The organism is Pseudomonas sp. N40(2020) (assembly GCF_014472415.1).
Taxonomy (GTDB): domain Bacteria; phylum Pseudomonadota; class Gammaproteobacteria; order Pseudomonadales; family Pseudomonadaceae; genus Aquipseudomonas.
In genome coordinates, this window is the sequence record NZ_JACSZV010000035.1 from 37,788 (window position 1) to 60,938 (window position 23,151).

Below are 23,151 nucleotides of genomic sequence, written 5' to 3' on the forward strand. Positions count from 1 at the left end.
TCAGTTCTCCAGAACGTCGAGCAGGCCCAAGGGCAGTGGCACGTCCATGACTTTGTCGAACAGCAGATACAGGCCGATGCTCAACAAACTGATGATGATTGCGCCGGGCAACCAGCGGCCGCCATACAGACGGGCCATCGGAATGCCGACGAGCATGCTGCTGAGAATGAAACCGAGCGGTTCGAACAGGCCGGCAAACATCAAGAGCAGCAACACGCACAGCGCGATTTTCTTCAGGGTGTCGCGATCCAGTGGCGGGTCATCTTCACTGTGTTTGATCGGGGAAGGGCGGTAGATCATGTACACCAGACCCAGGCCCATCAGTCCGAGCATCAGGAGCGGGAAGGCGCGAGGGCCGATTGGTTCGTAGGAAAAAGGTGCCTGGTAAGGCCAGGCCATCGCTATCAGACTGACGCAGGCCAGCAGCAGTACCGACGCAAAAATGCGTTGAACGAGCATGGGAAACTCCTGGGCCACGACCTCGCAGTGGGAGGTCGCGACCGCTAGACAGAGACGATCACTGAATCAGGCCGAACTCTTTGGCCAGCACTTTGTAGTCCGCGACCTGCTTCTTCACGTAGGTGTCCAGTTCCGGCCCGGTCATGGCGAACGGGAAGAGTTCACGCTGATCGCGCAGCTTGGCGAATTCCTCGGAGGCCAACAGTTTGTCGAACGCGTCTTTCCACCAGGCGTAGTCTTCATCGCTGACTTTTGGCCCGAGGTAGAAGCCGCGCACCACCGGCCAGACGATGTCGTAGCCTTGCTCCTTGGCGGTCGGAATGCCTTTCATTTCCGGCTCGTCGAGACGCTTCTCGGAGAACACCGCCAACAAGCGCATATCACCGCTCTGAATGTGCGGCATGGAGTCGGAGATGTCGGTGCTGCCGACCTGGATGTGACCGCCGAGCAGGGCGGTGGCGATCTCGCCGCCACCTTCGAGGGCGACGTAACGCAGGTCACGCGGGTTGATCCCGGCAGCCTTGGCGATCAGCGCGGTCTGCATCCAGTCCTGGCTGCCGACGGTGCCGCCGGAACCGATCACCACGGAGCCTGGATCTTTCTTCAATGCCTGAACGAGATCGTCGAGGGTCTTGTAGGGCGAATCGCTTTTCACCGCGATGGCGCCGTAGCTGGTGCCGACCGCTGCGAGCCAGCGCACATTGGTTTCATCGAAACGCCCGAACTTGCCTTGGGCCAGGTTCAGCAACGAACCGCTGGACCACGCCACTAACGTGCCGGCATCCGCCGGGCGCTGTGCGACCACTGCGTTGTACGCCACCGCGCCGACGCCGCCGGGCATGTAGGTGACGCGCATCGGTTTGCTCAGCAGTTTTTCGTTGACCAGCGCGCTCTGCGCCAGTTTGCAGGTCAGGTCGAAACCGCCGCCCGGCGAGGCCGGGGCGATGCATTCAGGACGTTTCGGTTCGGCCATGAGTTGGCCGGCGAACAGGACACAACTGGCGGCGAGTGCCACTTTACGCAGTGATAGGTTCATTCAAGTCTCCACGGGCATTGTTGTTATTCGACGTGTTTTTCAGCAACGGACATTTACCAAAGGGCAACGCTATAGCTCATCAGCAAACGCACTTCGTCTGCATCGCGAGCGGAGTAGCTGGAACGGTAAGTGGCATTACGCAGGCGCACGGCGACATCCTTCAGCGCGCCGCTTTGTACTACATATTTGATCTCGGTTTTGCGCTCCCACTCTTTGCCTGGCAAAACGCTGCGGCGAAAAAGCGGCGAGGGCGGCGGCACTGGCGAAGGTGGCGTGGCTGAAGCGGCAGGGGCGAAGAGGCGTTAGAGCCTTGGTCTGCAAGGACGGCATGCGCGGGGTGCTCCGTTTATTGTTCTTATTGGTCGAAAACGCTTCGTGGCGTTTTTCGTAACGCTGTGTGGCAGCAGCGACGGCAGTCGGAACTGTCCGTGGCTCGACTCTAACCAGCTAACCTTTCGCTAACCTTTCAACTGGCTTTCACGGTTTTCGGGCTTCACAGCGGCGGTTGCGGCTGTAAACTCCGCGACAAAGAGTGGCGTCGGCCATCCCTGAACGAGGTAAAAATCCATGCGTGTCCTGCTCGTCGAAGACCATCTGCAACTGGCCGAAAGTGTCGCCCAGGCGCTCAAGAGCACCGGTCTGACCGTGGATGTGTTGCACGATGGCGTGGCCGCCGACCTGGCGCTCGGCAGTGAGGAATACGCTGTGGCGATCCTTGATGTCGGCCTGCCGCGCATGGATGGTTTTGAAGTGCTGGCGCGGTTGCGTGCGCGCGGAAAAAATTTGCCGGTGCTGATGCTGACCGCGCGCAGTGACGTGAAAGATCGGGTGCACGGCCTCAATCTTGGCGCTGACGATTATCTGGCCAAGCCTTTCGAGCTGACTGAACTGGAAGCGCGGGTCAAAGCCCTGTTGCGCCGCAGTGTGCTCGGCGGCGAACGCCAACAGCGCTGCGGCGTGCTGGCCTATGACCTCGACACCCGGCGCTTCACCCTCGGTGAGGAATTGCTGACCTTGACCTCTCGTGAGCAAGCGGTGCTCGAAGCGCTGATTGCCCGTCCTGGGCGGGTGATGAGCAAGGAGCAATTGGCATCGCAAGTGTTCGGCCTCGACGAAGAGGCCAGCCCCGACGCGATCGAAATCTACGTGCACCGTTTGCGCAAGAAACTCGACGGTCACCCGGTGGCGATCGTGACCTTCCGTGGCCTTGGCTATCTGCTGGAAAGCCGCGATGCATAAGCCCAGCAGCCTGCGCTGGCGGTTGCTGTGGAACCTTGCGCTGCTGTTGGTGGTGCTGATGCTCGCCAGTGGCTTGAGTGCTTACTGGAATGGTCGCGAAGCGGCCGATACCGCGTATGACCGCACGTTGCTGGCCTCGGCGCGAACCATCGCTGCCGGCCTGTCGCAACGAGACGGCACCCTCAGTGCCGACGTGCCTTACGTGGCCCTCGATACGTTCGCCTACGACAGTGCCGGGCGGATTTATTATCAGGTCAACGACATCCATCAGAAGCTGATTTCCGGCTACGAAAACCTCCCCGGTCCGCCGTCCGGCACGCCAAGAACTGACGACTATCCGGCGCTGGCGCGTTTCTACAACGCCACCTACAAGGGCCAGAATGTTCGGGTGGTCAGTCTGCTTAAAGCGGTAACCGAGCCGAACATGAACGGCATGGCGGAAATCCGTGTCGCCGAAACTGACGAAGCCCGGGTCAGCATGGCCCGCAGTCTGGCCGCCGACACCTTATTGCGTTTGGGCATGCTGGCGATTGGCGCGTTGCTGTTGGTCTGGTTTGCCGTCAGTGCGGCGTTGCGACCGCTGGAGCGTTTGCGCACGGCGGTGGAAGAGCGTCAGCCCGACGACTTGCGGCCCTTGCCGTTGGTGGAAGTGCAGCATGAACTATGGCCGCTGGTGCGTGGGCTTAACCATTTCACCGAGCGCCTGCGTGGGCAGTTCGAGCGACAGGCGCAGTTCATCGCCGATGCGGCGCATGAGTTGCGTACGCCATTGGCAGCGTTGAAGGCGCGGCTGGAATTGGGCCTGCGCTCGAATGAACCCGAAACCTGGCGCACGACCCTGGAATCGTCAGCGCAAAGCACGGATCGCCTGACCCATTTGGCCAATCAGCTGCTGTCGCTGGCGCGGGTTGAAAACGGCGCCCGGGCTATTGCGGAGGGCGGCGCACAGTTGCTCGATCTGAGCCAATTGGCGCGTGAACTGGGCATGGCCATGGCGCCGCTGGCGCACAAACGCGGCGTGGCGCTGGCGCTTGAGGCGGACGAGCCGGTGTGGCTGCGGGGTGAGCCGACGCTGCTCAATGAGTTACTGAGCAATCTGGTGGATAACGCGCTGGCGCATACGCCGCCAGGCGGCAATGTGATTTTGCGTGTGACGGCGCCAGCGGTGCTTGAAGTTGAAGACGACGGGCCGGGGATTCCGCTGGAGGAGCGTGAGCGGGTGTTTGAGCGGTTCTACCGGCGTAATCAGCAGGTGGCGGGTTCGGGGTTGGGGTTGGCGATTGTTGGCGAGATTTGCCGGGCGCATCTGGCGCAGATCAGCTTGCATGATGGTGAGCAGGCGGGGCTTAAAGTGCGGGTGAGCTTTATTGCGGGCTGAATGGGCGAGCGCTTTTGTGGCGAGGGAGCAAGCTCCCTCGCCACAGATCAGTAGAACATCGACCGCGATTCTTCCAGATCTTCGCACAGCGCCTTGTTTTCCGGATCGATCCCAAGCTTTCTGAACGCGGGCACACTGAGCGGATCAATGCGCCCAAATGGATGATCGGTGCCCTTGTGGCAATACAGACTCGCTACCTGCACCAGATCGACGTAATCGATCTCTTTCGAGTCGCGTTTGAAGTCCTGATAGCGCCCCGGCAACTCCACCAACCGCTCCGGAAACTCCCAGACCCGCAACAGTTTGTCGCCCAGCAGCGGATGAATATGGTCGATCACATGGTTGAGGCTGACCGGATCGGACAGTAGTTCGTAGTGGTCTTCGGCGTAGGTCAGAATCGGCAGCACGCCGATCTGATGCACCAGCCCGCCCAATGCCGCCTGGTCAGGTTTGAGCTGTGTGTAGCGGCGGCACAACGCATAACTGACCCCGGCGATTTCCAGGCTCTTGCGCCAGACTTCGCGCATTTTCTGTTCTACCACTTCGGAACGCGCGTGGAAAATCTGTTCCATCACCAGGCCGATCGCCAGATTGCTGCTGTAATTGATGCCCAGGCGGGTGATGGCGGTGTGCAGGTCAGTGACTTCCTGGGCTGCACGCAGCAGGGGGCTGTTGACCACTTTGATCAGGCGCGCCGAAAGCGCCGTGTCGCGGCCGATCACTTTGCTCAGGTCGCTGACGCTGATTTCCGGATCTTCAGCGGCCTTGCGAATTTGCAGGGCCACTTCCGGCAACGTGGGCAGAACCAGGTCATCGTTATCGATGGCCTCAACCAAATCCTGTTGGACCTTATCCGCCAGTTCGCTCATTTAGACTCTCTAGGGTGTTGCAACAAAGGCTGCGATCAGCGCTGGATTTCGCGGTCGCGATCCAGTTCGTAGGGCAAATCGAGCAAATGCAGTGCAGGCCCTTCAAGGGTACCCAGATGCAGATCGCCCGCTTCAGCAGCTTCGGCCTGCAACACCGCCAGCAGTTCAATATTTTGTCCGGCGTTGGCGGCCAGTACGACTTCGCCGATGGAACTGTTGTGGCTCGGCGCGAACAACGGGGTGCCCGGCTCCGGTAATTGCGTGGCATCCAGGCCCAAGCGATACAGACGGCGCTTGAGTTTGCCCAGATACTGCATGCGCGCGACGATTTCCTGGCCGGTGTAGCAGCCTTTCTTGAAGCTCACGCCGCCAACGGCCTGCAGATTGAGCATCTGCGGGATGAACAGCTCGCGGGTGCTTGGCATGACCTGGCCGATACCGGCGCGGATCTGGCCCAGCAGCCATTGATTCAGTTCAGCTTCAGGCAGGACGGCGGACAGCTTGGCTTTGATGGTTTCGGCTTGATCGGCCGGCACCCAGAGTTCGGCGCGATCCGGCGAGACGCGAATCGCGATCAGACCTTCGTTGCGTACAACACTGTCGGTTGCGGCCGGCAGATCCAGGCCGAGGCAGCTCGGTGCTGCATCGCCCGACCTCAGACCAAAGCGCACCCAGGCGGCGCTTTCGTCGGTGAGTTTGGATTTGGAGAACACTGCGTACTTTTTCAGATCCGTCAGTTGTGGTTCGAGCAGTTCGCTGGCCATCGCCAGCAGCACACCGTCACCTTCCAGCAGAATGCGGAAACTCGACTGCATCCGGCCTTTCTGCGTGCAGCGCGCGCCAAGGCTGGCAGCGGTGTCGCTCAGGTAATTGATATTGCAGGTCAACTGGCCTTGCAGGAATTTTCCGGCATCCGCGCCGCGAACCGCGAGAACGCCTTCATGAGACAGGGTGCAGAAAAAAGCAGAATCGGCCATGGGTCATCGCAGGGTAAATAGACTGGGGCACATCATAAGGGTGCGCTGTTGAAATGGGTAGTTGATAAAGGATCGGTGGTGCCCGACCAAAGCCGACTGTGCGACCCGCCTCGGGGCTGTATACTTGCCGCCAAATTTGAGGAGGGCTCCATGGTCGAACAAGTTGAACTCAATCGCCTCTTTTGGCACAGCCGTCGCGGCATGCTTGAACTTGACGTGCTGCTGGTGCCGTTCGTGAAAGAGGTTTACGCAGGCCTGAATAAGGTGGATCGCGATTTGTACGTGCGCCTGCTGGAGTGCGAGGATCAGGACATGTTCGGCTGGTTCATGGAGCGCAGCGAGTCCGAAGATCCGGAGCTGCAGCGCATGGTTCGCATGATCCTGGATCGTGTCCAGCCCAAGTAATACGTTCGAATGCCGCTGGCATGCCTCACGGCAGTTGCTGGCGGCGTATCTGTTGGCCCAGACGTTCGCGCTGGGCTCTCTGTTTCTGCTTTCAATTCCACTCTGGGCCAGTCTGACAGGGGCTTTCGCTTGCCTGCTTCACGGTTTTTACGTGATCCCACGGCAAATTCTATTGAGTCATCCCAAAGCATTTTGTGGCTTGCGTCGAGATGCCGATGGTTGGCAGTTGTGGAGTCGGGCGGATGGCTGGCAGGCGGTGCAACTACGACCGGACAGCCTGGCGCTGCCATTGATCGTGGTGCTGCGCTTTCGTTTGCGCGGGGAATGGCGGGTCAGATCGATCTGCGTGCCACGCGACGCGCAGGCGGCGGATTTGCACCGACGCCTGCGTGTGCGGCTCAAGTTCAGCCGGCGTAGGTGGGCGGCACCAGAATAGTGTCGAGCGCCTCGGGTAGCAGGTCCGGATAGTCGAGGGTGTAATGCAGGCCGCGACTTTCCTTGCGCTCCATGGCTGAGCAAATCATTAGCTCGGCGACCTGGGCGAGATTGCGCAGCTCGATCAGGTCGCGACTGACTTTATAGTTGCTGTAGAACTCGTCGATCTCGTCCAGCAACAGGCGCACGCGGTGCTGGGCCCGTTGCAGGCGCTTGTTGGTGCGCACGATGCCGACGTAGTCCCACATGAACCGGCGCAGTTCATCCCAGTTGTGCGCAATGATCACGTCTTCGTCGGAGTCGGTCACCTGGCTGGCGTCCCAGACGGGCAGGGCGTTCGGCGCTGTCACATCATCAAGTTGCGCCAGAATGTCCGCCGCCGCCGAGCGGGCGTAGACGAAACATTCCAGCAACGAGTTGCTGGCCATGCGGTTGGCGCCGTGCAGGCCGGTGAAGCTGGTTTCGCCGATGGCGTACAAGCCTGGCACATCGGTGCGGCCGTTTTGGTCGACCATCACGCCACCACAGGTGTAATGCGCCGCCGGTACAACCGGAATCGGTTGTTTGGTGATATCGATGCCGAAGCCGAGGCAGCGCTCATAAACAGTCGGGAAGTGACTTTTAATGAAGGCCTTGGGTTTGTGGCTGATGTCGAGATAGACGCAATCGACGCCCAAACGCTTCATTTCATGGTCGATGGCTCGGGCAACGATGTCGCGTGGTGCCAGTTCGGCGCGCTTGTCGAAGCGATACATGAAGCGTTCGCCATTCGGCAGCTTCAAATGCGCGCCTTCGCCACGCAGGGCTTCGGTGATGAGGAAGCTTTTGGCCTGTGGATGATAGAGGCAGGTGGGATGGAACTGGTTGAACTCCAGATTCGCCACCCGGCAGCCCGAGCGCCAGGCCATGGCGATGCCATCACCACAGGCGCCGTCGGGGTTACTGGTATAGAGGTAGACCTTGGCCGCGCCACCCGAGGCCAGAATCACGAAGCGTGCGCCGTAGGTATCGACTTCACCGGTGGCGCGGTTCAGCACGTAGGCGCCAAGGCAGCGCTCGCCGTCCAGGCCGAGACGTCGCTCGGTAATCAGATCGACGGCTACTCGCTGTTCCAGCAATTCGATGTTTGAACGCTCTTTCGCTTGGGCCAGCAGGGTTTTGAAGATCGCGGCGCCGGTAGCATCGGCGGCATGGATGATTCGGCGATGACTGTGGCCGCCTTCGCGGGTCAGGTGAAATTCGAAACCGCCGTCTTCAGTGCCGGATTGCTCATCACGGGTGAACGGAACGCCTTGGTCGATAAGCCACTGGATGGCTTCACGGCTGTGCTCGACGGTGAAGCGAACGGCGTCTTCATGGCACAGACCGCCGCCGGCGTTCAGGGTGTCATCGACGTGGGATTCGACAGTATCGGTGTCGTCCAGCACGGCAGCGACGCCGCCCTGAGCCCAGAACGTCGAACCATTGGCGAGATCGCCCTTACTCAAAACGGCAATGCGCAAGTGACCTGGCAGGGTCAGCGCGAGACTCAAACCGGCAGCACCGCTGCCAATGACCAGAACATCGTGTTGGAACTGTTGGCTCATTTCAGGATTCCGCTCAAAGCGACCCGGGTCGGGGTTGGCGCAAGACAGCTGGATCGGCGAGTCAAGACAGCCACACAGCCCACTAGTATATAGAGGGGTGGGGCGGCACAATAGCCGGGCCTATATGGCATTGTGAAACTACCGGGATGGGGAAACCGGGCGCTTCGTCGGAAGAATTTTCCGCAGGTTTTGGGAAAAGGCGACTGTATCGGCGCTGAAACAGGTTTTTTCCTCCCAGTGTTGCCCAATGTCGGGTGGGGCCGGCTATAAATAATTGGAACTTTTGCCAGAGGCCCAAGATCAATAGTCGGTGCCAGAAACAAGGGACAGTGTCGGCTTCAGTGCGGAACCTGCGATTGGGTTCCTGCCGGCGAAACCGATGACAAGATTATTCGCGCAGCCGGTTTATCCCGCGCTGCGTTTTTCGTGCGTGCCAAATCAGAGCCCGCAGGAAACTTGCTTGGAGGGGGAGAACTTTTGCGAAAAGCCCGAGTCTATGTTTGCAAGTCTGGTCGTTTAGTTGTGCAAGTCTCCTCCGGGCTTATCGAGGAGTGTTCATGCTAACCCAGGAAGAGGATCAGCAGCTGGTCGAGCGCGTTCAGCGTGGCGACAAGCGAGCTTTCGATCTGCTGGTGCTGAAATATCAGCACAAAATTCTCGGGTTGATCGTGCGTTTTGTGCACGACACCCATGAAGCCCAGGACGTAGCTCAGGAAGCCTTTATCAAGGCGTATCGAGCACTTGGAAATTTTCGCGGTGACAGTGCGTTTTATACGTGGCTGTACCGTATTGCCATTAACACGGCAAAGAATTATCTGGTTTCACGCGGCCGTCGGCCGCCGGATAGTGATGTAAGTTCCGAAGATGCAGAGTTCTACGATGGCGATCACGGCCTCAAGGATCTCGAGTCACCAGAACGGGCATTGCTGCGGGATGAGATCGAAGGCACCGTCCATCGAACCATTCAGCAACTGCCAGAGGATTTGCGTACGGCTTTAACTTTACGTGAATTCGATGGTCTGAGTTACGAGGACATTGCGAGCGTCATGCAATGTCCGGTGGGTACCGTGCGCTCCCGGATTTTCCGCGCTCGGGAGGCCATCGATAAAGCCCTGCAACCGTTGTTGCAGGAAAACTGAGACAGCGGCGACAGCCAAGAGAGGAACGCCATGAGTCGTGAAGCCCTGCAGGAATCGCTGTCCGCAGTGATGGATAACGAAGCGGACGAACTGGAATTGCGTCGAGTAATCAATGCACTGGACGACGTAGAAACCCGTGAGACCTGGGCTCGTTACCAGATCGCTCGGGCAGCCATGCACAAGGATTTGCTGCTGCCACGTCTGGATATCGCTGCGGCAGTGTCTGCTGCGCTGGAAGACGAAACGGCTCCGGCCAAAGTATCCCGTAGCCCATGGCGAAACCTTGGCCGTCTGGCTGTTGCAGCCTCGGTTACGGTTGCCGTTCTGGCCGGTGTGCGCCTTTACAACCAGGACGAGATCGCTGGCGTTGAACTGGCACAGCAATCCAATCAGCCAACCCTGGCCACTCCACAGGTCAAAGGTCCGGCTGTTCTGGCAGGCTATAGTGAAAGTTCGGAAGCCACTGGCCCTATGGCCAACGGCGTACTGCAAGGTCAACCAGGCTGGCATGATCAGCGCCTGCCAGGCTATCTGCGTCAGCACGCTCAACAGGCTGCGCTGAAAGGTACTGAAAGCGCGCTGCCGTATGCACGTGCAGCAAGCCTGGAAAACCGTTAAGGAGGATCATGCGCGCCATACCTCTACTTTCGCTTCTGCTGAGTGGCTGGTTCATTGTTCCAGCCCACGCTGATGAGGCCCAGGACTGGTTGACCCGTCTGGGCCAGGCCGAGCAGCAGCAAAGCTTCCACGGTACTTTCGTTTACGAGCGTAATGGTAGTTTTTCTACCCACAACATCTGGCATCGCGTCCAGAATGGCCAGGTCCGCGAGCGTTTACTCCAACTCGACGGTTCGGCACAGGAAGTCGTGCGCATTGATGGACATACTCAATGCGTAAGCGGCACCCTGATTGCCGGGTTGGGAGATTCTCCCAACTCTGCCGCTCGTCCTCTCGATCCGCAAAAGCTGAAAAACTGGTATGACCTTGCTGTCATCGGCAAGTCGCGCGTAGCTGGAAGAGACGCAGTGATCGTATCGCTGACGCCTCGGGACCAGCATCGTTACGGTTTTGAGTTGCATCTGGACAAGAAGACCGGTCTGCCTCTGAAGTCGCTGCTGTTGAACGACAAAGGGCAGTTGCTCGAGCGATTCCAGTTCACCAGTCTTGATACTGATGATGTTCCGACGGACAAAGACTTATTGGCTGACGCCGACTGCAAGCCGATTACTATCGATAGTGACAAGGCTTCTGCGGTGAAGACAGCTCAGGCTTGGCACTCTGACTGGCTACCGCCAGGTTTCGAGCTGACCAGCAGCACCTCGCACAAAGATCCGGAAACCAAAATTCAGGTCAGCAGCCTGCTTTATGACGACGGCCTGGCGCGGTTCTCGGTGTTTCTCGAGCCGCTTAACGGTGCCACTGTCACCGATACGCGCACTCAGCTCGGCCCAACCGTTGCCGTCTCCCGTCGCCTGACCACACCGCAAGGTGAAATGATGGTCACGGTGGTCGGTGAGATCCCGATTGGTACCGCCGAACGAATTGCTCTATCAATGCGCAATACCGATGGCGCTGCGACCAGCAAGCAGTGAGCTGATTTCAGTCATACCCACTTCGTCGTCGAGACGTAGAAATGTTTGCTGAGCATTTTCATTTGCAAATCACCTGAAAATTTTTTATAGGTCAGAGCCTAACGGCTCTGGCCTTGTTTGTTGTTCCTGGAATAAAAGTACCGGCCTGTAGTGTCCGGTGGTCCTTGTTCCATATCGCTTAAACCTGCTCGTCGTAACGGGAGCTGTATGTCGATACCTAGCTTGAAATCTTATCTCTCCATCTTCGCTACTGTGCTGCTGCTCGGCCAGGCGGTTCCTGCTGCGCAAGCGGCTGATCTGCCTGACTTCACCCAACTGGTCGAACAAGCTTCGCCTGCCGTGGTGAACATCAGTACCACGCAGAAACTGCCTGATCGCAAAGTGAACCAGCAGATGCCTGATCTGGAAGGCCTGCCGCCAATGCTGCGCGAGTTTTTCGAGCGCGGCATGCCGCCTCAACAGCGTTCGCCGGGGGGGGGGCGCCAGCGTGAAGCGCAATCGCTGGGTTCGGGCTTCATCATCTCTCCCGATGGCTACATTCTGACCAACAACCACGTGATTGCCGATGCTGACGAAATCCTCGTTCGCCTGGCTGATCGCAGCGAAATGAAAGCCAAGCTGGTAGGCACCGACCCGCGTTCCGACGTGGCCCTGCTGAAAATCGAGGGCAAGGACTTGCCGGTGCTCAAGCTCGGCAAATCCCAGGATCTGAAGGCCGGCCAATGGGTCGTGGCAATCGGTTCGCCTTTCGGCTTTGACCACACCGTGACCCAAGGCATCGTCAGCGCCGTTGGCCGTAGCCTGCCCAACGAAAACTATGTGCCGTTCATCCAGACCGACGTGCCGATCAACCCGGGCAACTCCGGTGGTCCGCTGTTCAACCTGAATGGGGAGGTGGTCGGGATCAACTCGCAGATCTACACCCGTTCCGGCGGCTTCATGGGCGTGTCGTTCGCTATTCCTATCGATGTGGCGATGGATGTTTCCAACCAACTGAAGAGTGGCGGCAAAGTCAGCCGTGGCTGGCTGGGCGTGGTTATTCAGGAAGTGAACAAGGATCTGGCCGAGTCGTTCGGTCTTGAGAAGCCGGCCGGTGCGCTGGTTGCGCAGATCCAGGACGACGGTCCGGCAGCCAAGGGCGGCCTGCAAGTCGGCGACGTGATCCTGAGCATGAACGGCCAGCCGATCGTTATGTCTGCTGATCTGCCACATCTGGTCGGCGCACTGAAGGCCGGTGCGAAAGCCAATCTGGAAGTGATTCGTGAAGGCAAACGCAAAAACGTCGAGTTAACTGTTGGCGCGATTCCGGACGAAGACAAAGAGCTGGGTGCGTTGCCGAAGTCCGGTGCTGAAACCAACAGCAACCGTCTCGGTGTTTCGGTGCGCGAGCTGACCGCCGAGCAGAAGAAAACCTACGACCTCAAAGGTGGCGTGGTCATCAAGGAAGTGCAGGACGGTCCTGCGGCCCTGATCGGTCTGCAGCCGGGTGATGTCATCACCCACCTGAACAACCAGGCCATCGGTTCCGCCAAGGAGTTCGCCGAGATCGCCAAGGCACTGCCGAAGAACCGTTCGGTGTCGATGCGGGTTCTGCGTCAAGGTCGTGCGAGCTTCATCACCTTCAAACTGGCCGAATAAAAGCTAGTGATAAAAAGAAGCCGCCTCGGAAGAGGCGGCTTTTTTATGCCTGGAGTTTTTATGTCGCGAACAAAGATGCTTAGCCCATCATGTCCTTGACCATGCGCTCCTGCTCCATCAACTCGCGCTGGCGGGCGTCAATCCGCGAGGACAGCGGGAAGTTGCTGCCGGCCTTGCGCTTGGCAAAGTCGAGCTGCTGGATCGCCTGACGATAATCGCCAACCAGGGCGAAGTATTCCGCGCGAGCCTGGTGCAAGCCAATGATGTTGCCAGACAAACCACGGGTTTCGGCAACCTGATACCAGACGTCCGGATCATCCGGACGTGATTTGAGCAGGCTTTCCAGTGCCTTCTCGGCGTCGGCGGCGCGGTTCTGCTTGAGCAGAAGATCGACACGAACCTGATTCAGCGGATAGTTGCCGGGATACTGGGTGAGCATCCGGTCAACCCGCGACTGCGCATCGGGCAGGCGATTGTTGGTGATGTCCAGATCAACCTGGGCGAGGTTGTAGATGATCTCGTTCGGCGCGGTGACCAACAGTTGTTTGAGGTTCTCTCGCGCTTCATTCAACTGACCGCCCTTGATCTGCGCGATGGCCAGACCATAGCGCGCGACATCGTTTTTCGGATTCTCGTCCAACTGTGCACGAAAGCGCTTGGCGCCTAGTCCCGGGGTTTCTTCGTAGATCAGTTGTACGCGTGCGCGAATCAGTTGATAGCGCTTGGTGTCTTCGATGCCGCCCGACTTGGCCTGTTCGGCGCGGTTGCGGGTGTCGGCGATCCGCGATTCCGTGACCGGGTGAGTCAGGAGGAATTCCGGTGGCTTGGCGTCGAAGCGATACTGGCGCATCAAGCGTTCGAACATGGTTGGCATAGAGCGCGGGTCGTACCCGGCTTTTTCAAGATTGAGGATGCCGATGCGGTCGGCTTCCTGTTCATTCTGGCGGGAGAAGGTCCGCTGCGCCTGAATCGCTGCGGCCTGAGTGCCAGCGATGGTCGCGATGCCGGCGTCACCGCCACCGGCTGCAGCAATCACGATCCCTGCCAGCAGGGCAGCCATCATCGGAACTTGCATGCGCTGCGAAGCTTCGACGCCGCGGGCGAAGTGGCGTTGCGACAAGTGCGCCAGTTCGTGTGCCAGTACCGACGCGTATTCGCCCTCGGTCTGCGCATTGAGAAACAGACCACCGTTGACCCCGACCACGCCGCCCGGTGCCGCGAAGGCGTTGAGCTGCGGGCTGTTGATCAGAATGAATTCGAGGCGTCGGTCAGTTACCTGGCTGGTTTCCACCAGCTTGTAAACGCTGGATTCGACGTAGTCCTTGAGTTGCGGATCGTTGAGCTGTGAAACCTGGCTGCGCAACATGGCCAGCCACGCCCGGCCGAGCTGGTATTCCTGTTGCGGCGAGACAATGGCAGAACTGGCGTCGCCGAGTGACGGCAGATCGTCGGCAAAGCCTGGTGAGGCGAGCAGGCAAGCGAGCGTCAGCAGGGTAGGGCGCAGAAAAGTCATGCACAAAGCCTTAGAAGACAAAGACCTTACTGTAGCCGGACACCAAGCCTGCGACCAGATATTCTAGGCAGCTCGACGACTTGAACCGGAGTGACGCAATGACTGACGCTGTAGCCCATGAGGTAGAACTGGACGCCAGTGGTCTTAACTGTCCGTTGCCGTTACTCAAGGCAAAAATGGAGCTCAACAAGCTTCAAAGCGGCGACGTGCTCAAGGTGATCGCCACGGATGCCGGCTCGCAGCGCGACTTCCGCACCTTTGCCAAGTTGGCCGGTCATACGCTGCTGCGCGAAGAAGGCGAAGCGGGCGTCTACCGTTACTGGTTGAAAAAAGCCTGAAACCGACAGCGTACAAGACCTAAGGATTATTGATGTTCAAAGTGTTACGCGACTGGATTCAGCGCTACTTCTCCGACGAAGAAGCCGTGGTGCTGGCCGTTCTGCTGGTGCTGGCCTTTACTGCGGTGCTGACCCTCGGTGGCATGCTTGCGCCAGTGTTGGCCGGGATGGTGCTGGCGTATCTGATGCAGGGGCTTGTGGTCACACTGGAGCGTCTGCGCATGCCGGGTGGTGCGGCGGTGGGGCTGGTGTTTGCGTTGTTCATGGGCGTATTACTGGTGTTCATCGTCGTGGTGGTGCCGCTGCTCTGGCATCAATTGATCACGCTGTTCAATGAACTGCCGGGCATGCTCGCAAAATGGCAGTCGCTGCTCTTGCTGTTGCCCGAACGCTATCCGCATCTGGTCTCCGACGAGCAAGTGTTGCAGGCGATTGAGGCAGCGCGCGGCGAGATCGGCAAGTTCGGTCAATGGGCGCTGACCTTTTCGCTGTCGAGTCTGCCACTGCTGGTGAACATCATGATCTATCTGGTGCTGGTGCCGATCCTGGTGTTCTTCTTCCTCAAGGATCGGGCGATGATCGGCGAGTGGGTGCGTGGCTATCTGCCGCGTGAACGGGCGCTAATCACGCGGGTGGCGCAGGAAATGAACCGGCAGATCGCCAACTACATTCGCGGCAAAGTCATCGAGATCGTGATTTGCGGCGGCGTGACCTACATCGCCTTCGTCGCACTTGGCCTCAACTATGCAGCGCTGCTGGCGTTGCTGGTCGGTGTTTCGGTGGTTGTGCCCTATGTCGGCGCGGTGGTGGTGACCGTGCCGGTGCTGCTGATTGCGCTATTTCAGTGGGGCTGGAGCGATCAGTTCATCTATCTGATGGCGGTCTACGGGATTATCCAGACGCTGGATGGCAACGTGCTGGTGCCGCTGCTGTTTTCCGAGGCGGTCAACCTGCACCCGGTGGCAATCATCTGCGCTGTGCTGTTGTTTGGCGGGCTGTGGGGGTTCTGGGGAGTGTTCTTTGCGATTCCCCTGGCGACGCTGTTCAAGGCTGTGCTGGACGCGTGGCCGCGCAAGGAACCGGCGGTAGCGCCACTTCTTTAACGCAAAAAGATCGCAGCCTTCGGCAGCTCCTACAGGAAACGTATTCCAAATGCAGGAGCTGTCGAAGGCTGCGATCTTTTGATCTTAGGCTTTGTTTAGCGCTTCGGCAGCGGCCAAAACTGCATCCACATGCCCCGGCACCTTCACACCACGCCATTCCTGACGCAGCACACCGTCCTTGTCGATCAGGAAAGTGCTGCGATCAACACCCAGGTATTCCTTGCCGTACAGCTTCTTCAGCTTGATCACGTCGAACAGTTGGCAGACCGCTTCGTCCTTGTCGCTGATCAGCTCGAACGGAAACTCCTGCTTGCACTTGAAGTTCTCGTGGGACTTCAGGCTGTCGCGCGAGATGCCGAAGATTTCAGTGTTGGCAGCCTTGAACGCCGCGTAATGATCACGAAAGCCCTGGCCTTCGGTGGTGCAGCCGGGGGTGCTGTCCTTCGGATAGAAGTAAATCACCACTTGCTTGCCCTTCAGGGCTGACAGGCTGACGGTTTGCCCGCTGGTGGCAGGTGCTTCGAAATCCGCAACCGGTTGGTCGATGATAACGGCCATGAAAGCTTCCTTACATTGGGTTTTGTGGGCGCCAAGGCTCGATCAGTGCGTCCAGATTCATCGCGTCGGCGAAATCCAGGAACTGGTCGCGCAGCCAACTGATCTGGGTGCCGGCCGGCAACGTCACGGTGAACGTGGCGTTAAGCATGGTGCCGCCGGTCTGTGGTGCCTGATAAGTATCGCAGGTCAGGTTTTCCAGCTCGACGTTGTGATCCATGAAGAACTGGCAGAGTTCATTGATGATGTCCGGGCGATACGCCGAGCTGACGTAAGCCACGTACGGCAGCGCCTGCGGACGATTTTCCAGCGCTGCGCTTCGGACCACGTTGACGGTGAAGGCGTGTTTCTTGGCGAGGCCTGACAGGCTGCCTTCCAGACGCGCGAGGGCGTCCCAGCTGCCAGAGATCTCGAGGATCAGCGCACTGCACTCGCCGTGGCGGGTCAGGCGAGAAGTAACCACGGCGCAGCGATTTTCATGGCTGGCGCGGCACAGGACGTTAGTCAGCTCCATGGGGTTGGCGCCGAGGGCACTGATGACAAGGAATTGTTCGCGAACTGTGGGGGTGGACATGCAGCATTCCTAAAGCGATGAGCGGTCGGTAGGTTGACGGGCGTTTGACGCCGAGGGAGGGCCTCTGCCCATTCAGGCTGTCCGTTCAAAGAACCCCGACAAGCGCTCGTGGCTCGCTCCACAAAAGCGGGAGCGCGTCGATGCGACGCAGGAACGGGGTCTGGGAGGCCGAAAAGGGAGGCTGGAACCCGGCATACAAGCTGATCAGTACCGATCAAAGTCTGAAGGGTAGCGAAAAGCGACGCCAAGGGGAATGGCGGCTACGCAGTACTTTGCTTGTGCAAGCATCTTGGCGCCAGTACCATTACCGCTCTCTTTTTCCGGCAGGAGCGGTTTCATGATTGCGGGCAGTATGGTGGCACTGGTCACTCCCATGGATGCACAAGGGCGTCTTGACTGGGACAGCCTCAGCAAACTCGTGGACTTCCACCTCAAGAACGGCACCCATGCCATTGTCGCGGTCGGCACCACCGGCGAGTCGGCAACCCTTGATGTAGAAGAACACATCGCCGTCATCAAAGCCGTGGTCAAACAGGTTGCCGGGCGCATTCCGGTCATCGCCGGCACTGGCGCCAACTCGACCCGCGAAGCCGTCGAACTGACCCGCAATGCCAAAGAAGCCGGTGCCGATGCCTGCCTGCTGGTGGTTCCGTACTACAACAAGCCGACTCAGGAAGGCCTGTACCAGCACTTCAAACACATCGCCGAAGCGGTCGATATCCCACAGATTCTCTATAACGTTCCTGGCCGCACCTCTTGCGACATGCAGGCCGAGACCGTGATTCGGCTATCCACCGTGCCGAACATCATCGGCATCAAGGAAGCCACTGGCGACCTGAAGCGTGCCAAAGCGATTATCGACGGCGTGAGCAAGGACTTCATCGTGCTGTCCGGCGATGATCCGACCGCGGTCGAGCTGATCCTGCTGGGCGGCAAAGGTAACATCTCTGTGACTGCCAACGTCGCTCCGCGCGAAATGGCTGATCTGTGCGAGGCCGCGCTCAAGGGCGACGCTGACACCGCACGGGCCATTAACGAAAAACTGATGCCGCTGCACAAAGACCTGTTCATCGAAGCCAACCCGATTCCGGTGAAGTGGGCTTTGGTTGAAATGGGCCTGATGCACGAAGGCATCCGCCTGCCGCTGACCTGGCTGAGCGCACCTTGTCATGAAACGCTTCGCTCGGCCCTGCGCCAGTGCAGCGTCCTGGTTTAATTGAGGAAGTACAACGCATGAAGCGAATGGCCGGACTTTCCGCACTTGCCTTGATTATCTCCAGCACCAGTGGCTGCGGATGGGTCTGGGGCCCGGAAGGTTATTTCCGTGACCGTGGTAGCGATTACCTGGAAGCGCAACAGACTGCACCGATGCAACTACCACCGGATGTCAGCACCTCCAAGCGTCTGGATCCGCTGCTGCCGATCCCGCGCAACGTTGCTGACGATACCGCCAAGGGCGAGTACGTGGTTCCACGTCCTCAACCGCTGTCGGCGATCGCCGATGCCACCGACTACTCGCTGCAGAAGAGTGGCGATTCTCGTTGGGTAATGGCCCAACACCCACCGGCCGAAGTCTGGCCAGTGGCTGTGCAGTTCTTTCAGGACAACGGTTTCCGTCTGGATGAACAGCGTCCGCAAACTGGCGAATTCACCACCACCTGGCAGCGTTCCGACGAACTGTCCGCCGCCATGGCCAAACGCCTGAGCGCTGCCGGTATCGCCAGTGACAGCGAAACCCGCGTTCGCGTGCGTATCGAGCCGGGCGTGCAGCGCAACACCAGTGAAATCTACGTGGTCAGCGCCGAGCGTCCTGCCGGCAGCACTGCCGACGTGGCCTTCACCAATCGTTCGGTCAACACTGGCCTGGACGCAGCGCTGGTCGACGACATGCTCGCGAGCATGAGCCGTATCGCCGAGAAGGGCGGTTCGGTGTCGATGCTGGCTTCGCGTGATTTCGATACCCCGAGCCGCGTCAGCCTCAGCGAAGACGGCAGCGGTAACCCGGTGTTGAACGTCGGTACCGATCTGGACCGTGCCTGGTCGAGTGTTGGCCGTGCGCTGGAGCAGGGCGAATGGCGCGTTGAAGACATCAACCGCAGTCTGGGCCTGTACTACATCAACCTGGCCGAAAAAGCCGAGAAGAAAGACGACAAGCCTGGTTTCTTCAGCAGCCTGTTCGGCAGTGCGCCGAGCAAGGAAGAAGTTGAAGCCCGTGCCGAGCGTTATCAGGTTCGCCTGAGCAAGGTTGGCGAGAACATTCAGGTGACCGTCGAGAAAAACATCAACACCGTCGCGCCGGCTGAAGTGGCGCGCAAAGTGTTGAGCGTCATTCAGGACAACCTGGGCTGATCCAATGCGTTTTGCCGTTCTCGGCAGCGGTAGCCAAGGGAACGGCACGCTGATCGCCAGTGCTGATACGTATGTGCTGGTGGATTGTGGTTTTTCCCTGCGGGAAACCGAAAAACGCCTGTTGCGTCTGGGTGTGAACCCGGCGCAACTGAGCGCGATACTCGTAACCCACGAACATGCCGACCACGTGCATGGCGTGGGTTTGCTGTCTCGGCGCTACAATCTGCCGGTCTACCTCAGTCGCGGCACACTGCGCGGGATGCGCAAACCGATTGAACCCGCAGGCTTTCTAGCTGGCGGCGAGCAACTGCAGATCGGTGCACTGAACATCGGGGTCATTGCCGTGGCCCATGATGCGCAGGAGCCGACCCAGTATGTATTCAGTGACAACGAACAGCGGCGCTTCGGCCTGCTGACCGACCTGGGTTCCTACTGCGAGCGGGTGCTGGACGGTTACCGGGATCTCGATGCATTGATGATCGAATCCAATCATTGTCGTGACATGCTGGCCCGTGGTCACTACCCGTACTTTCTCAAGCAGCGGGTGGGCGGCGAGCTGGGACATTTGAACAACCATCAGGCGGCATTCCTGGTGTCCGAGTTGGGTTGGCAGGGTCTCCAACACCTGGTCCTGGCCCATCTGAGCAGCAAGAACAACATGCCGCAGCTGGCCCGGCAATGTTTTGTCGACACCCTCGGGTGCGACCCGGACTGGCTGCAACTGGCCGATCAAGATTCAGGGCTCGACTGGCGCCACATCGCCTAGCCCACCTACTTAGCAAGCGGAGCCCATCATGGAAAAACGTGAAGAACTCTACCGCGGCAAAGCCAAATCGGTTTACAAGACCGACGACGCTGACCGTTTGATTCTGCTGTTTCGCAACGACACCTCGGCGTTCGACGGCAAGCGCATCGAGCAGCTCGACCGCAAAGGCATGGTGAACAACAAGTTCAACGCCTTCATCATGCAGAAACTCGAAGCGGCCGGCATTCCGACCCAATTCGACAAGCTGCTGGGCGACAACGAGTGCCTGGTGAAGAAGCTCGACATGATCCCGGTCGAGTGCGTCGTGCGTAACTACGCCGCTGGCAGCCTGGTAAAACGCCTGGGCGTCGAAGAAGGCCTGAAGCTCAACCCGTACACCTTCGAGTTGTTCCTGAAGGACGACGCCAAGGGCGACCCGTTCATCAACGAATCCCACGTCGTGGCATTCGGCTGGGGCACCGCCGAGCAGTTGGTTCGCATGAAAGAACTGTCGCTCAAGGTCAACGAAGTGCTGACCAAGCTGTTCGACGACGCAGGCCTGCTGCTGGTCGACTTCAAGCTTGAATTCGGCGTGTTCAGCGACGGCTCCATCGTCCTGGGCGACGAGTTCAGCCCGGACGGCTGCCGTCTGTGGGACAAGGACACCAAGAAGAAGATGGACAAAGACCGCTTCCGCCAGGGCCTCGGTGACGTTATCGAAGCCTACGAAGAAGTTGCCAATCGTCTGGGCGTACCGCTTTAATCGACGCAAGCATCTGATAGCACGGAAAAAATTTGCGAAAGGGGGTTCGCTTTCGGCAAAAGTGTTGTTATGATGCGCGCCGTTGGAGAGATGCCAGAGTGGCCGAATGGGACGGATTCGAAATCCGTTGTACCTTCACCGGTACCTAGGGTTCGAATCCCTATCTCTCCGCCATTACATAGAAAAAGCCCCGTAGCTGAGAAGCTACGGGGCTTTTTTGTTTCTGGGCGAAGTGCAGGTCGACCAACCGCTATTTTCCTTTCGGTCGCATCGACCACAAAAAAAGCCCCACAAATTCAAACTTGTGGGGCTTTCCACTTCTGCAGAACCTGGAAAATCCCGCAATCAACCACTTAAGGCTGTGAGTGTCCCAGCTTGCGCTTGATCAGCTCATAAACTTCCTTGTGCGTTGAGTTACGCAGCGAATTGTCCTTGCACGCCGAGGCGAGGAAGGTTTTGACTTCGTCCTTGGCGTGCGGATAGAGGCTGGCGACGTAATCGGCTTCATGTGCTTGCGTGCAGTTGAAGTGCTTGTCGTCTTTCGCTTTGTCTCTAGCCATTGTGCGGCTCCTTTTGATTTCGAGTGATGGAATGAAACAGGGCCGGATTGCCCCTTACGCCGGTGAGCGTAGAGGTGGAAAGCAGGCGTGCCAGTCATTCGACTAAAAAAGGAAAGTGCTGTAGGACACAGTCGCGCTTTCACTCTCGTGGTCAAATCTCCCTAACCGGCGTCTCCCCCGTAGCACCCTTGATCAACTCGATCACGTGTAAACAATCCGCCTTGTTCACGTACGACTCGCCACTGGCGATGGTCTCGTGATTGCCTGCGCGCAGCCTCCAGCGCCATTGGCCTTTGCCGGTGCTTGGGGTGCCTCTGGATTGCCTGTAAATCTCGAAATACATTCAGTTCGCTCCATGCGATTTAATCGTGCGACAACCTGTGTGGCGCATCGACGCAAGCCTAGCGCAGGCGGTTATTTTGGCTATCGGACATTTGTTTCCAATCGTTCGCGGATGTTTCTGTGTTCATCTAAACCTCTCCTGCTGCGCATGTTGATGGACGGCAGCCCAGTAGACTTTCTACACTGCGGGCAGTCTGGGGATGGGGGCAATGGATGAACCGCAATGAACTACGCAAGGCCGATATCAACCTGATGGTGGTGTTCGAGACCTTGATGCTCGAACGCAACGTGACCCGGGCGGCAGAGAAGCTGTTTCTCGGCCAGCCGACCATCAGCTCGGCGCTCAACCGTCTACGCACGATGCTCAACGATCCGTTGTTTATCCGCGTCGGCCACCGCATGGAGCCAACGGCCCGCGCCGAAGATATTTTCCGCCACCTCAAGCCTGCGCTGGATTCGTTGTCGGTGGCGCTGAGCCTGACCCGCGATTTCGATCCGGCGATCAGCACCATGACTTTCCGCATCGGTCTGTCCGATGATGTCGAGTTCGGCCTGCTGCCGCCGCTGTTGCGTGCACTGCGCCAGGAAGCGCCGAATGTGGTGTTTGTCGTGCAACACGTCGACTACTGGCGGATTCCCGATCTGCTGGCCGCCGGCGACATCACCGTCGGTATCAGCCAGACCCGCGGTCTGCCGGCCAATGCCAAGCGCAAACTGCTGCGGCACATCCAGCCAAGCATCCTGCGTGCCGACGCCTCCGCTACACCGCTGACCCTTGATGAATATTGCGCACGCCCGCACGTGCTGGTGTCCCACACGGCCAACGTCAGCGGTTTCGCCGACGAGTGGCTGGCAGAGCTGGGACGTACCCGTCAGGTCGTGCTGTCGGTGCCGCAATACAGCGCATTGCCGGCATTGCTGGCCGGCACGGACCTGATCGCCAGCCTGCCGGACTACACCGCCGCAGCCATGGCTACCTCCGGATTGCTGTTCAAGGAGCCGTTCCCATTCAAGACGCCGACGCTGGATCTGTCGATGGTCTGGCTCAGCCACGTCGACAGCGACCCGGCCGAGCGCTGGTTGCGCTCACGGCTTGAAGCGTTCATGAGCGAGCGGCCGATCACACCGCCCTGAGCCGGCGCTGTGTTATATGTACGCCCATTCTGCCGACTGACTGGAGCATCCCAATGCCACACCTGCACATGGAATACACCGCCAACCTGCCGCAGTTGAACGCCGACGTCGCGTTGATCCGGCTCAACAACACGTTGGTGGGGTCCGGTCAGTTCGCGGCAGAGTTCGATATCAAGAGCCGCGCAGTCAAGGTGGAAACCTTCAAAGTGGGCACCGCCATGGGCGAGCGCGCTTTCGTGCATGTGAAGCTGGCACTGCTCAGTGGCCGTTCGCCGGGGATAAAGAAGCAGCTTTCGCAAAGCCTGCTGGCGGTGTTGCAGGATCTTTGCGAATGGCCCGCCGGCGTCGAGGTGCAGTTGTGTGTGGAACTGCTGGATATCGACCGTGAGTCCTACAGCAAAACCGCCATTGGCGTGTAAGAC

The 23,151-nt window shown here is 58.9% G+C and carries 26 protein-coding genes, 1 tRNA gene and 1 pseudogene; 17 read left to right on the plus strand and 11 right to left on the minus strand.

The window, feature by feature from the left end; all coding sequences use genetic code 11:
* The 3 genes and pseudogenes from IAI51_RS20770 to IAI51_RS20780 all read right to left on the minus strand — a co-directional run.
* Positions 1–459, minus strand: coding sequence for a tripartite tricarboxylate transporter TctB family protein (locus IAI51_RS20770; protein WP_187680153.1), 459 nt, complete (start codon positions 457–459; stop codon positions 1–3).
* Positions 460–517: 58 nt separating this feature from the next.
* Positions 518–1,495 (minus strand): Bug family tripartite tricarboxylate transporter substrate binding protein, encoded by a 978-nt coding sequence (locus IAI51_RS20775; RefSeq protein WP_187680154.1) that lies wholly within the window; start codon positions 1,493–1,495, stop codon positions 518–520.
* Positions 1,496–1,548: 53 nt separating this feature from the next.
* Positions 1,549–1,713, minus strand: a pseudogene (locus tag IAI51_RS20780) (OprD family outer membrane porin); the annotation flags it as partial.
* Positions 1,714–2,062: 349 nt separating this feature from the next.
* On the opposite strand from IAI51_RS20780, the gene IAI51_RS20785 reads away from it, so the two are divergent.
* Positions 2,063–2,734, plus strand: a complete 672-nt coding sequence (locus tag IAI51_RS20785; RefSeq protein ID WP_187680155.1) for a response regulator — start codon at positions 2,063–2,065, stop codon at positions 2,732–2,734.
* A complete protein-coding gene (locus IAI51_RS20790; RefSeq protein ID WP_187680156.1) occupies positions 2,727–4,112 on the plus strand; it encodes a sensor histidine kinase in 1,386 nt (461 codons plus the stop codon). The genes IAI51_RS20785 and IAI51_RS20790 overlap by 8 nt, the downstream gene beginning before the upstream one ends.
* Before the next feature lie 47 nt (positions 4,113–4,159).
* Here the strand turns inward: IAI51_RS20790 and IAI51_RS20795 are convergent, their stop codons facing one another.
* Complete coding sequence (locus tag IAI51_RS20795; protein WP_187680157.1) at positions 4,160–4,981, minus strand: HDOD domain-containing protein; 822 nt, start codon at positions 4,979–4,981, stop codon at positions 4,160–4,162.
* A 35-nt stretch (positions 4,982–5,016) separates the two neighbouring features.
* Positions 5,017–5,958 (minus strand): YgfZ/GcvT domain-containing protein, encoded by a 942-nt coding sequence (locus IAI51_RS20800; protein ID WP_187680158.1) that lies wholly within the window; start codon positions 5,956–5,958, stop codon positions 5,017–5,019.
* A 150-nt stretch (positions 5,959–6,108) separates the two neighbouring features.
* Between IAI51_RS20800 and IAI51_RS20805 the strand changes: the two genes are divergently transcribed.
* Entirely contained in the window at positions 6,109–6,363 is a 255-nt protein-coding gene (locus IAI51_RS20805) for a succinate dehydrogenase assembly factor 2 (protein ID WP_187680159.1), read from the plus strand.
* A complete protein-coding gene (locus IAI51_RS20810) occupies positions 6,347–6,799 on the plus strand; it encodes a protein YgfX (protein WP_187680160.1) in 453 nt (150 codons plus the stop codon). The genes IAI51_RS20805 and IAI51_RS20810 overlap by 17 nt, the downstream gene beginning before the upstream one ends.
* Here the strand turns inward: IAI51_RS20810 and nadB are convergent.
* Entirely contained in the window at positions 6,768–8,384 is a 1,617-nt protein-coding gene (nadB, locus tag IAI51_RS20815) for an L-aspartate oxidase (protein WP_187680161.1), read from the minus strand. The genes IAI51_RS20810 and nadB overlap by 32 nt on opposite strands.
* Before the next feature lie 557 nt (positions 8,385–8,941).
* Between nadB and rpoE the strand changes: the two genes are divergently transcribed.
* The 4 genes from rpoE to IAI51_RS20835 all read left to right on the plus strand — a co-directional run bounded on the left by rpoE (position 8,942) and on the right by IAI51_RS20835 (position 12,753).
* The gene (gene rpoE, locus IAI51_RS20820; protein WP_003172477.1) at positions 8,942–9,523 is read left to right on the plus strand and encodes an RNA polymerase sigma factor RpoE; all 582 of its coding nucleotides are present in this window, start codon (positions 8,942–8,944) and stop codon (positions 9,521–9,523) included.
* Between the two features lie 30 nt (positions 9,524–9,553).
* Positions 9,554–10,141, plus strand: a complete 588-nt coding sequence (locus tag IAI51_RS20825; protein WP_064388462.1) for a sigma-E factor negative regulatory protein — start codon at positions 9,554–9,556, stop codon at positions 10,139–10,141.
* 8 nt (positions 10,142–10,149) lie between these two features.
* A complete protein-coding gene (locus IAI51_RS20830) occupies positions 10,150–11,115 on the plus strand; it encodes a MucB/RseB C-terminal domain-containing protein (RefSeq protein WP_187680162.1) in 966 nt (321 codons plus the stop codon).
* 207 nt (positions 11,116–11,322) lie between these two features.
* Positions 11,323–12,753, plus strand: coding sequence for a DegQ family serine endoprotease (locus IAI51_RS20835; protein WP_187680163.1), 1,431 nt, complete (start codon positions 11,323–11,325; stop codon positions 12,751–12,753).
* 79 nt (positions 12,754–12,832) lie between these two features.
* Here IAI51_RS20835 and IAI51_RS20840 read toward each other — a convergent pair whose 3' ends face one another.
* Positions 12,833–14,266 (minus strand): M48 family metalloprotease, encoded by a 1,434-nt coding sequence (locus tag IAI51_RS20840; RefSeq protein WP_187680164.1) that lies wholly within the window; start codon positions 14,264–14,266, stop codon positions 12,833–12,835.
* Positions 14,267–14,364: 98 nt separating this feature from the next.
* On the opposite strand from IAI51_RS20840, the gene IAI51_RS20845 reads away from it, so the two are divergent.
* Complete coding sequence (locus tag IAI51_RS20845; protein ID WP_187680165.1) at positions 14,365–14,604, plus strand: sulfurtransferase TusA family protein; 240 nt, start codon at positions 14,365–14,367, stop codon at positions 14,602–14,604.
* A gap of 32 nt (positions 14,605–14,636) precedes the next feature.
* Positions 14,637–15,707, plus strand: a complete 1,071-nt coding sequence (locus IAI51_RS20850) for an AI-2E family transporter (RefSeq protein ID WP_187680166.1) — start codon at positions 14,637–14,639, stop codon at positions 15,705–15,707.
* Between the two features lie 84 nt (positions 15,708–15,791).
* On the opposite strand, the gene IAI51_RS20855 is transcribed toward IAI51_RS20850, so the two are convergent.
* Together IAI51_RS20855 and IAI51_RS20860 are read right to left on the minus strand one after the other, a co-directional pair.
* Positions 15,792–16,265 (minus strand): peroxiredoxin, encoded by a 474-nt coding sequence (locus IAI51_RS20855; protein ID WP_187680167.1) that lies wholly within the window; start codon positions 16,263–16,265, stop codon positions 15,792–15,794.
* Positions 16,266–16,275: 10 nt separating this feature from the next.
* Positions 16,276–16,836, minus strand: coding sequence for a glycine cleavage system protein R (locus IAI51_RS20860; RefSeq protein WP_016984694.1), 561 nt, complete (start codon positions 16,834–16,836; stop codon positions 16,276–16,278).
* A 337-nt stretch (positions 16,837–17,173) separates the two neighbouring features.
* Between IAI51_RS20860 and dapA the strand changes: the two genes are divergently transcribed.
* The 5 genes from dapA to IAI51_RS20885 all read left to right on the plus strand — a co-directional run bounded on the left by dapA (position 17,174) and on the right by IAI51_RS20885 (position 20,867).
* The gene (gene dapA / locus IAI51_RS20865; RefSeq protein ID WP_187680168.1) at positions 17,174–18,052 is read left to right on the plus strand and encodes a 4-hydroxy-tetrahydrodipicolinate synthase; all 879 of its coding nucleotides are present in this window, start codon (positions 17,174–17,176) and stop codon (positions 18,050–18,052) included.
* A gap of 17 nt (positions 18,053–18,069) precedes the next feature.
* A complete protein-coding gene (gene bamC / locus IAI51_RS20870) occupies positions 18,070–19,185 on the plus strand; it encodes an outer membrane protein assembly factor BamC (RefSeq protein ID WP_187680169.1) in 1,116 nt (371 codons plus the stop codon).
* Between the two features lie 4 nt (positions 19,186–19,189).
* A complete protein-coding gene (locus IAI51_RS20875) occupies positions 19,190–19,951 on the plus strand; it encodes an MBL fold metallo-hydrolase (protein ID WP_187680170.1) in 762 nt (253 codons plus the stop codon).
* Positions 19,952–19,979: 28 nt separating this feature from the next.
* Complete coding sequence (purC, locus tag IAI51_RS20880) at positions 19,980–20,693, plus strand: phosphoribosylaminoimidazolesuccinocarboxamide synthase (RefSeq protein WP_187680171.1); 714 nt, start codon at positions 19,980–19,982, stop codon at positions 20,691–20,693.
* An 84-nt stretch (positions 20,694–20,777) separates the two neighbouring features.
* A tRNA-Ser gene (locus IAI51_RS20885) sits at positions 20,778–20,867 on the plus strand.
* A 179-nt stretch (positions 20,868–21,046) separates the two neighbouring features.
* Here IAI51_RS20885 and IAI51_RS20890 read toward each other — a convergent pair.
* Both IAI51_RS20890 and IAI51_RS20895 read right to left on the minus strand, forming a co-directional pair.
* Positions 21,047–21,253: a hypothetical protein gene (locus IAI51_RS20890; RefSeq protein ID WP_187680172.1), complete on the minus strand. Its 207-nt coding sequence runs from the start codon at positions 21,251–21,253 to the stop codon at positions 21,047–21,049.
* Positions 21,254–21,404: 151 nt separating this feature from the next.
* On the minus strand, positions 21,405–21,596 hold the full coding sequence (locus IAI51_RS20895; RefSeq protein ID WP_187680173.1) for a YegP family protein: 192 nt from the start codon (positions 21,594–21,596) through the stop codon (positions 21,405–21,407).
* A gap of 212 nt (positions 21,597–21,808) precedes the next feature.
* Between IAI51_RS20895 and IAI51_RS20900 the strand changes: the two genes are divergently transcribed.
* Positions 21,809–22,729 carry a LysR substrate-binding domain-containing protein gene (locus IAI51_RS20900; protein ID WP_187680174.1) on the plus strand — a complete coding sequence of 307 codons (921 nt, stop codon included), beginning with the start codon at positions 21,809–21,811 and terminating at the stop codon, positions 22,727–22,729.
* Between the two features lie 53 nt (positions 22,730–22,782).
* Entirely contained in the window at positions 22,783–23,148 is a 366-nt protein-coding gene (locus IAI51_RS20905) for a 5-carboxymethyl-2-hydroxymuconate Delta-isomerase (protein ID WP_187680175.1), read from the plus strand.
* The last annotated feature ends 3 nt before the right edge of the window (positions 23,149–23,151 follow it).